The sequence below is a fragment of the Actinomadura sp. NPDC048032 genome (assembly GCF_040653175.1).
In the GTDB taxonomy this organism is placed as follows: Bacteria; Actinomycetota; Actinomycetes; order Streptosporangiales; family Streptosporangiaceae; genus Spirillospora; species Spirillospora verrucosospora.
The window spans coordinates 1-7,485 of the sequence record NZ_JBEZJP010000406.1 but is presented as its reverse complement, the minus strand read 5'-3'; the positions used below and the strand labels follow the sequence as shown (position 1 = coordinate 7,485).

The following is a 7,485-nucleotide window of genomic DNA, read 5'->3' as shown; positions in this document are numbered from 1 at the left end:
GCGCCGTGAAGGTGGGGATGGTGAGCGCCCTGTCGTTGACCCTCGTCGCCTGCGGTTCCGGTTCGACGACGGCGAGATGCGTGGACCGCAACGCGCCGGCCAAGGGCAAGGGCGGTTACAAGGTCGTCCCGGACAACAACTGCAACGCCGGCGACATCGACGACGGGGCCAACAACGCCTACAACCGCTACTTCTGGTACTACGGCGGGAAGAGCCGGTCCGGCTTCGTGTCCGGCGGCAGCCAGTACCGGCCCGAGGGGAAGATCAAGTCGAGTGGCGGGCGGACGCTGAGCCGGGGCGGGTTCGGCGGCGGCGGCCGGGGCGGGAGCTGACCCGTGCGCCGAGTCCGTTCCGCGCCGCGCGAGGGCTGGGCTGAGAAGGTCGAGGCGCACGGCCTGGCCTTCCACCGCACCGCGCACCCCGAGCATCTGACCCGGCCCTACTGGGACGAGTCCGTGCACTACGTCTTCGACATGGACGAGGTCCTGGCCCTCGAAGGCGTCGTCGAGGAACTGCACCGGATGTGCCTGGACGTGGTGGAGCACGTCGTGTCCACCGGTCGTTACCACGTCCTCGGCATCCCCGACTGGGTGGCGCCCCTGATCGAGGAGTCGTGGCGGCGCGACGACCCGCACCTGTACGGGCGGTTCGATCTGCGCTACGACGGCAAGGGGCCCGCCAAGCTCCTGGAGTACAACGCCGATACGCCGACCGCGCTTGTGGAGAGCTCCGTCGTCCAGTGGTACTGGCTACAGGACACCCACCCCGAGGACGACCAGTGGAACTCCATCCACGAGCGGTTCGTGGCGCGCTGGAAGGAGTTGGCGCCCACCGTGGGCGGCGGGCCCGTCCACTTCGCCTGGACCACCGGTGACGAGACCGGCGAGGAGGTCATGACGATCGCCTACATGCAGGAGACCGCCGAGGAGGCGGGCCTGCCGGGCGTGGCGATCGCCATGGAGGACATCGGCTGGGACCCCGCGCGCGGACGCTTCGTCGACCTCGACGAGCAAGCGATCGGGACGCTCTGCAAGCTCTACCCCTGGGAGTGGATCGTCGCCGAGCCGTTCGGGAGCAACATCCCGGGGACGCCGACGTCGTGGATAGAGCCGATCTGGAAGATGGTGCTCTCCAACAAGGCGCTGCTCGTTCTGCTGTGGGAGCTGTTCCCCGGCCACCCCAACCTGCTGCCCACCTATCTCAACACTCCGTCGAACCTGACGTCCTATGTGCAGAAGCCGCTGCTCGGGCGGGAGGGTGCGAGCATGCGCATCGTCACGCCGGACGGTTCCGAGCAGCGGACCCAGGGCGACTACGGCGCGGAGGGGTACGTCTTCCAGGAGTTCTGCGCGCTGCCGGAGTTCGACGGCGAACACCCCGTGCTCGGCGCGTGGGTGGTCCATGACGGGGCCGCAGGCATCGGCATCAGGGAGACGTCCGGGCTCATCACCGACGACACGTCGTCCTTCGTCCCGCACCGCATCGCGCTGTAGACGGGCCCCTAGCGCAGGGTCGCGGGGACATCGAAGGTGGCCACGACCGCCTGCCAGACCTTCTTGGCGGATTCACCGTCAGCGAGGGCCTGTTCGATGGTGCGACCGCCCAGCTCGGCCATGACGTAGTCCTTGGCCACGCTCTCGGCGTAGTGCTCGCCGAACTGCTGGTTCATCCGATCCCAGAAGAGTGTTAGCCGCACGTGTCCCACGCTATCCGACGGATGGTTCTCCCAGGGACCGCGTCACCTCGCCGGGCACCTCGGGGGCGCGGCCCTGGCGGTACTGGCGGTGCAGGCCCGTCAGGTACCGTTCGACGCCTTCGATGACCCGGGCCGTCCGGTAGGAGGGGAAGACGTCGAAGCCGTGCTGGGCGCCCTGCATCTCGGCGTAGAGGACGGGCGAGTCGGAGACCTCCCGCAGCCGCTCGACGAATCGGCGGGCCTCGACCACGGGGATGAGCGAGTCGCGGCTCCCGTGGATGACGAAGAAGGGCGGCGCGTCTTCGCGGACGTAGGTGACCGGGGACGCCTTGGCGTACGCCTCCTGGTTCTCCGCGAAGGGCTGCTTGACGACCATCCGTTCCATGAGGCGGGTGGTGCCGAAGGGGCGGGGAAACGTTCCCGGCTCGAAGAAGTTGTAGAAGCCGTAGAAGGGGACCGCGCCCTGCACCGTGGTGTCCGCGTCCTCGAAGCCCGGCTGGAATTCGGGGACGTTCGCGGTCAGGGCCACCATCGCGGTGAGGTGCCCTCCGGCCGACCCCCCGGTCACGCACAGGAAGTCGGGGTCTGCCCCGTACTCCTCGGCGTGCTCCTTGTACCAGGCGACGAAGTGCTTCAGGTCGATCAGGTGCTCCGGCCAGGTGGCGCGCGGGCTGAGCCGGTAGTTGACGTTGAAGCCGACCCATCCCTGGACGGCCATGTGGTTGAGCAGCGGCAGCCCTTGCTCGCGTTTGTCGCCGATCACCCAGGCTCCGCCATGGATCTGCATGAGCCCTGGGCGCAGCCCGCCGTCGGCGCGTTCGGCCGCGGGACGGAAGACGTCCAGTTTCAGGCGCAGGCGGCCTTCCTGCCGGTACACGATGTTGCGTTCGACGCGGACGCCCTTGCGCGGCACCAGGCACAGAGGGGGGACGATCAGGTGTCCGAGCGGGTAGCGCGGCGCGCCCTCCGGGTCCAGTTCGAGGGGAGCGCCGCTGTCCCGGAGGGTGACGACCGTCCGGCGGGAAGCCGCGAGGGTGGCCGCGACGCCCGCCATGCCGAGGACCGCCAGGGCGAGCCCGGTCCAGCCCGCCCAGCCGTCCAGTCCTCCGAAGGCCGCGGCCAGGGCCGCGGCGGCGGCCCAGGTGACCAGGACGTGCGGCGCCAGCTCGATCGTGAGCCAGCCCGCGAAGAAGCTCGCGGTGAGGAGGCCGGGGCTGCGCCGCGGGGCGTACGCGTTGGCCGCCGTCAGGGCGAACAGGACGCCCAGGGCGAGGAGGACGTAAGGCATCGCGACTCCCTTGCGGAACGTGGGCCTGCCCGCTCCACCATGACCATACAAGCGCTTGCTTACAATAGTTCCCGCGGGGAGGAGCGCCCCCCGCACCCCCCGGTTCGCTTCGCTCCTCCGTGTGAGCCGCGCCACGCCCGCGCATTCTGTCCGACCCGCAAGGCAGTATGGCGACATGGGCGGTGACGTGCTCGAACGTTTCTCCCCGGCGACCCGCGCCTGGTTCACCGGGGCCTTCGCCGCACCCACACCCGCGCAGGCCGGGGCGTGGGAGTCCATCGCCGGCGGCGACAACACGCTGGTCGTGGCTCCCACCGGGTCCGGCAAGACCCTGGCGGCCTTCCTGTGGTCCCTCGACCGGCTCGGCACCGAAGCCCTTCCGGAAGACCCCCTGCACCGCTGCCGCGTCCTGTACGTGTCGCCGCTGAAGGCCCTCGCCGTCGACGTCGAGCGCAACCTGCGCGCCCCGCTGGCCGGCATCCGCCACGCGGCGCGGCGCCTCGGCCTGCCCGAGCCGGACGTCCGCGTGGGCATGCGGTCGGGCGACACCCCGGCCGACGAGCGCCGCCGCCTGGCCGTCAGGCCGCCCGACATCCTGATCACGACGCCCGAGTCGCTGTTCCTGATCCTCACCTCGCGGGCGCGCGAGTCGCTGCGCGGGGTGGAGACCGTCATCGTCGACGAGGTGCACGCCGTGGCGGGCACCAAGCGCGGCGCGCATCTCGCGCTGTCCCTCGAACGGCTGGACGCGCTCCTCGAACGCCCCGCCCAGCGCGTCGGCCTGTCGGCGACGGTCCGCCCCGCGGACGAGGTGGCGGCGTTCCTGGGCGGGCCGAGGCCCGCCGCCGTCGTCCAGCCGCCTTCGGAGAAGGTGTTCGAGCTCGACATCGTCGTCCCGGTGGAGGACATGGGCGAGGTCGGCCGGTTCGTCGACGACTCGGGGACGCCCGACCCCCGCCAGCGCAGCATCTGGCCCCACGTGGAAGACCGCCTCCTCGACCTGATCCAGGCGCATCGCTCGACGCTCGTGTTCGCCAACTCCCGGCGCCTGGCCGAGAGGCTGTGCGGACGGCTGAACGAACTCGCCTACGAGCGCGCCGCAGGCGAGCCCCTGCCGGAGGACCACTCCCCCGCGGCGACGATGGCCCAGGCGGGCGCCGCCAAGGGGGCGCCCATGGAGATCGCCAGGGCGCACCACGGCTCCGTCTCCAAGGAGGAGCGGGCCGGTATCGAGAACGCCCTGAAGGAGGGCCGCCTGCCCGCGGTCGTGGCGACGTCCAGCCTGGAGCTGGGCATCGACATGGGCGCGGTGGACCTGGTCGTCCAGGTGGAGTCGCCGCCGTCGGTCGCCAACGGGCTCCAGCGGGTCGGGCGCGCCGGCCACCAGGTCGGCGCCGTGTCCAAGGGCGTCATCTTCCCCAAGTACCGGGGCGACCTCGTGCAGACGGCCGTGGTGGCCGAACGCATGCGCGGCGGCGAGATCGAGGAGCTCCGGTACCCGCGCAACCCCCTCGACGTCCTGGCCCAGCAGATCGTCGCGATGGTCTCCATGGACGAGTGGACGGTCGACGACCTCGAATCCCTCGTCAAGCGCGCCGCCCCCTACGCCACGCTTCCCCGGTCGGCGCTGGAGGCGTCCCTGGACATGCTCGCCGGGCGCTATCCCAGCGACGAGTTCGGCGAACTCCGTCCCCGCCTCGTCTGGGACCGCGTGACCGGCGTGCTGCGCGACCGTCCGGGCGCCCAGCGGCTCGCCGTGACCAGTGGCGGGACGATCCCGGACCGCGGCCTGTTCGGGGTGTTCCTCGTCGGCGAGAAGGCGTCGCGCGTAGGCGAACTCGACGAGGAGATGGTGTACGAGTCGCGCGTGGGCGACGTGTTCGTCCTCGGTGCGAGCTCGTGGCGGATCGAGGACATCACCCCCGACCGCGTGCTCGTCTCCCCCGCCCCGGGCCAGCCCGGCAAGCTGCCGTTCTGGCATGGCGACACGCTGGGGCGTCCGGCCGAACTGGGCCGCGCGCTCGGTTCGTTCACCCGCGAGCTGGCCCGGCTGCCCCAGGAGGAGGCGCAGGAGCGCGTCACCTCGGCCGGCCTGGACGACTGGGCTTCCGCCAACCTCGTCTCCTACCTGACCGAGCAGCGTGAGGCCACCGGTCACGTACCCGACGACCGCACGATGGTCGTCGAACGGTTCCGCGACGAGCTCGGCGACTGGCGCATGGTCGTCCACTCGCCGCTGGGCGCGCGTGTGCACGCTCCCTGGGCGCTCGCCATAGCCGGCCGCCTGCGCGAGCGGTACGGCGTCGACGCTCAGGCCATGCACGCCGACGACGGCATCGTCATCCGCATCCCCGACATGGACGAGCCCCCCGGCCTCGACCTCGCCGTCTTCGATGCCGACGACATCGAGCGCATCGTCGTCGACGAGCTGGGCGGGTCGGCGCTGTTCGCCGCCCGGTTCCGCGAGTGCGCGGCGCGCTCGCTGCTGCTCCCCCGCCGCCGTCCCGACAAGCGCATGCCCCTGTGGCAGCAGCGCCAGCGCGCCGCGCAGCTCCTGGCCGTGGCGAGCAAGTACCCGTCGTTCCCGATCGTGCTGGAGACCATGCGCGAGTGCCTGCAGGACGTGTTCGACGTCCCGGGCCTGGTGCAGCTCATGCGCGACCTGTCCGGACGCAAGGTCCGCATGGTGGAGGTGGAGACCTCCGAGCCGTCCCCTTACGCGCGTTCCCTGCTGTTCCACTACGTCGGCGCGTTCATGTACGAGGGCGACTCGCCCCTCGCGGAGCGCCGCGCGCAGGCTCTCGCGCTCGACTCGGCGCTCCTCGCCGAACTGCTCGGCCAGGCCGATCTGCGCGAGCTGCTCGATCCCGACGCCGTCGCCGAGACCGAACGCGAACTCCAGCGCCTCGCCTCCGACCGCCGGGCCCGTGACATGGAGGGCGTCGCCGACCTCCTCCGCACGCTCGGCCCCCTCAGCACGGCCGAAGCGGCCGAGCGCACACTGCCCGCGAGCCTCGGCGCCCCACCGGACGAGACCGCGGCCACGGCGGGTGACGAAGAGACCGCCGCGGTCAGCGAGCCCGTCCCGGACGGGGTGCTGGTCCAGGTGTCGCGGTGGCTGGCGGAGCTGGAGGCGACACGGCGGGCGATCCGCGTGCGGATCGCCGGGGAGGAGCGCTGGGCCGCCATCGAGGACGCCGCCCGGCTCCGGGACGCACTCGGCGCGCCGCTGCCGGTGGGGGTCCCGGAGGCGTTCCTCGAACCGGTCGACGACCCGCTCGGCGACCTGGTCTCCCGGTACGCGCGCACGCACGGGCCGTTCCGGGCGGCCGAGGCCGCCGCGCGCTTCGGGCTGGGCGTCGCCGTGGTCGTCGAGACGCTGCGGCGGCTGTCGGGCGCGGGCCGGGTCGTCGAGGGGGAGTTCCTCCCGGTCGGTTCCGTGACGGGCCCGCTGACGACCGAGTGGTGCGACAGCGGCGTGCTGCGGATGCTCCGGCGGCGTTCCCTGGCGCGCCTGCGCGCCGAGGTCGAGCCGTCCCCGCCGGAGGCGCTCGGCCGGTTCCTCCCGGTCTGGCACGGCATCTCGGGCGGGTCGCGGCTGCGGGGCATCGACGCGCTCGTCCAGGCGATCGAGCAGCTGCAGGGCGCGGCGGTCCCCGCCTCCGCGCTGGAGTCGCTGGTCCTGCCGTCGCGGGTGCCCGGCTACACCCCGGCCATGCTCGACGAGCTGACCTCGGCCGGCGAGGTCGTGTGGGCGGGCCAGGGAGGGCTGCCGGGCGGCGACGGCTGGGTGGCGCTGTACCTGGCCGACACCGCCCCGCTGCTCATGCCGGCCCCGGCCGAGATCACGCTCACGCCGGTGCACCAGGCCGTCCTCGACGCCCTCGGCGACGGCGGCGCGCTGTTCTTCCGGACGCTGTCCGACCGCGTGAACAAGCAGGCCACCGCCAGCGACGCCGACCTCGTCACCGCCGTGTGGGACCTCGTCTGGGCGGGCCACCTCACCAACGACACGCTGGCCCCGCTGCGGTCCGCGCTCGGGTCGGGCCGTCCGACGCACCGCTCCCGGACGACGCGCCGCGGACGTCCCGTCCTGCCGTCCCGGACGGGTCCGCCCACGGTCGCCGGACGCTGGTGGCCGCTCCCCGAGCGCGAGCCCGCCACGACCCTGCGCTCCCACGCGCTCGCCGAGGCGCTCCTGGAGCGGTACGGCATCGTCATCCGCGGCGCCGTCGCCGCCGAACGCACCCCCGGCGGCTTCTCCGCCGTCTACCCGGTCCTGCGCGCGTTCGAGGAGACGGGGCGCTGCCGGCGCGGCTACTTCGTCGAGGGCCTGGGGGCCGCCCAGTTCGCGCTGCCGGGCGCCGTCGACCGGCTCCGGGCGCTCCGCCCGGCGGCGGCCGCCGCACCGGACGACATCTCCGCCCTCTGGGAGACGCCCGGCAAACCCGCGGTCCGCGCGCACGGGCTCGCCGCGGGGGTTCCCGCCAACCCGAACGCC

At 72.6% G+C, this 7,485-nt stretch carries 5 protein-coding genes; 3 read left to right on the top strand and 2 right to left on the bottom strand.

Annotation, left to right across the window (positions count from 1 at the left end; all coding sequences use genetic code 11):
* On the top strand, positions 1 to 332 hold a 332-nt coding region (locus AB0C69_RS34545; RefSeq protein ID WP_360359300.1), incomplete at its 5' end, for a hypothetical protein.
* A 3-nt stretch (positions 333 to 335) separates the two neighbouring features.
* Entirely contained in the window at positions 336 to 1,493 is a 1,158-nt protein-coding gene (locus tag AB0C69_RS34540; RefSeq protein WP_360359297.1) for a glutathionylspermidine synthase family protein, read from the top strand.
* Between the two features lie 8 nt (positions 1,494 to 1,501).
* On the opposite strand, the gene AB0C69_RS34535 is transcribed toward AB0C69_RS34540, so the two are convergent.
* Positions 1,502 to 1,696, bottom strand: a complete 195-nt coding sequence (locus tag AB0C69_RS34535) for a DUF3046 domain-containing protein (protein ID WP_360359294.1) — start codon at positions 1,694 to 1,696, stop codon at positions 1,502 to 1,504.
* Between the two features lie 10 nt (positions 1,697 to 1,706).
* Positions 1,707 to 2,984, bottom strand: a complete 1,278-nt coding sequence (locus AB0C69_RS34530) for an alpha/beta hydrolase (protein ID WP_360359291.1) — start codon at positions 2,982 to 2,984, stop codon at positions 1,707 to 1,709.
* Positions 2,985 to 3,159: 175 nt separating this feature from the next.
* Between AB0C69_RS34530 and AB0C69_RS34525 the strand changes: the two genes are divergently transcribed.
* Positions 3,160 to 7,485, top strand: a 4,326-nt coding sequence (locus tag AB0C69_RS34525) for a DEAD/DEAH box helicase (protein ID WP_360359288.1), incomplete at its 3' end; no start/stop codon positions are given.